This is a genomic window from Curtobacterium flaccumfaciens, assembly GCF_051548005.1.
Lineage (GTDB): Bacteria > Actinomycetota > Actinomycetes > Actinomycetales > Microbacteriaceae > Curtobacterium.
The window spans coordinates 1-1,758 of the sequence record NZ_JBPUGH010000256.1; the positions used below are offsets into that span (position 1 = coordinate 1).

The 1,758-nt window shown below is 73.7% G+C and carries 2 protein-coding genes; one reads left to right on the forward strand and one right to left on the reverse strand.

The annotated features are described in order from the left end of the window. On the reverse strand, positions 1–573 hold a 573-nt coding region (locus ACSW7Y_RS17110), incomplete at its 3' end, for an AMP-binding protein (RefSeq protein WP_438127422.1). 60 nt (positions 574–633) lie between these two features. On the opposite strand from ACSW7Y_RS17110, the gene ACSW7Y_RS17115 reads away from it, so the two are divergent. After that, positions 634–1,602 (forward strand): oxygenase MpaB family protein, encoded by a 969-nt coding sequence (locus ACSW7Y_RS17115; RefSeq protein WP_438127423.1) that lies wholly within the window; start codon positions 634–636, stop codon positions 1,600–1,602. The last annotated feature ends 156 nt before the right edge of the window (positions 1,603–1,758 follow it).

The window sequence follows — 1,758 nt, forward strand, 5'->3', positions numbered from 1 at the left end:
GTCCCACGGCGTGGTGCCACGGACCTTCGTGGTGAGCTTCGCGCGGCTCTCACGGGCCTTCGCGACCGGGAGGGACAACGCCAGCCGCGTGCTGCGCGGCATCGCCCGGGTGAGGTCGACCGAGACGACCGTGTCGAGTGCGACGTCCGCCGGGAAGTCCTGCACGGTGGCGACGGACTTGTCCCAGACGATCGCGACCTTCGCGCCGTGGTCCTCGAACTGGTGGCGCAGCTCGCGCGGGGTGTACAGCGGATTGTGCTCGACGACGATCGCGCCGAGCCGGAGCACCGCGTAGAACGCGACGACGTGCTGCGGGCAGTTCGGCAGGACGATCGCCACCCGGTCGCCCGCCCTGACCCCGACCTTGCGGAGGCCGTTGGCCGCACGGAGCACCTGCTCCTCGAGCTCCGCGTACGTCGTCGTCCGGCCGAAGAACTCGAGGGCGACGCGCTTCGGGAACCGCCGTGCGGACTCCTCGACCAGGTCGTACAGGGAACCCGTCGGCTCGTCGATGTCGTGCGGGACCCCCGGGGCGTACGAGGCAAGCCAGGGACGAGGCGTGTCGATGCTCACGCCGTCCAACCTAGCGGGCGGCCTCGGCGCACTGTCAGGGGTCGGACGGAACATGGGGGCATGGCCTCGCTCTCGAACGCCTTCCGCTCCCGACTCGACGACACCTTCACCGGCGGCTCTCCCGGCCGTCCCGAGTGGATCGACGCCCTCGAGCAGGGCTCCGACGCCGGGTACTTCGGCCCGGGCTCAGCGACGTGGAGCGTCCACGGCGGCCGTCAGACCGTGCTCGCCGGCGTCCGCGCCCTGCTCGTCCAGGCGCTCCACCCGGGAGCGCTCGCCGGGGTCGTCGACCACTCCCGCTACCGTGAGGACCCGTTCGGACGGCTCGCGGGCACCATCCGGTGGATCTACACCGTCTCGCACGGCGACCGAGCCGCGGCGGAGCACGCGAGTGCCTGGGTCGTCCGCCTGCACGAGAAGGTCCGGGGCGAGTACGTCGACGGTCACGGGGTGACCCGCCCCTACGCTGCCAACGACCCGGACCTCGCGCGCTGGGTGCACCTCGCGTTCACGGACGCCTTCCTCCGCAGCGCGCAGACGTGGGGTGAGCCGATCCCGGGCGGGCCCGACGCCTACGTGCGTGAGTGGGCGACCGCCGGGCACCTGATGGGCGTGACGGACGCGCCGGAGTCCGAGGCCGAGCTCCGTGCGCAGATGGACGGCTACCTCGAGCGGGGCGAGCTCGTCGCGACGGCGCGGACGCACGAGGTCGTCCGGTTCATCAAGGACCCGCCGCTGGCTCGGCTGCTGCGTCCGGGCTACCGCGCCCTCTTCGCGGGGGCGGTGTCGACGCTCGACCCGCGGCACCGCGAGATGCTCGAGCTGCGGGTGCCGACCGTGGGGCCGCTCGAGTTCCCGTCGCGTCGGGCCGCGGGGCTCGTCATCGACGGGATGACCGGGGTCCTCGGTGGGCGGCCGGACACCGAGACCGCTGCCCGGCGGCGCATCGCGCGGTTGGCCGACGAGTCCGCCGATCCGACCGGTCGATCTGCCGGTTCCGACCTGGACGAGTCAGCCGCGGCGTCCTGACGCGGACCCCCGGGCGGACGCGAGCCTGCCGACTGGCTCGGAAGGCGCGTGGCGGGCCGTCATCGTCGGCGCCGCGAGCGGGTTTCCGGCGTCGCCTTCGTCGGCGCCGGGAGCGGGCGGCTGGCGCCGTCGGCGCGGGAGGCCCGTGGCTGGCGT

Bases quoted from the DNA above. Each gene is read 5' to 3' on its own strand.
- ACSW7Y_RS17115 (WP_438127423.1), top strand. From the start codon at position 634: ATGGCCTCGCTCTCGAACGCCTTCCGCTCCCGACTCGACGACACCTTC.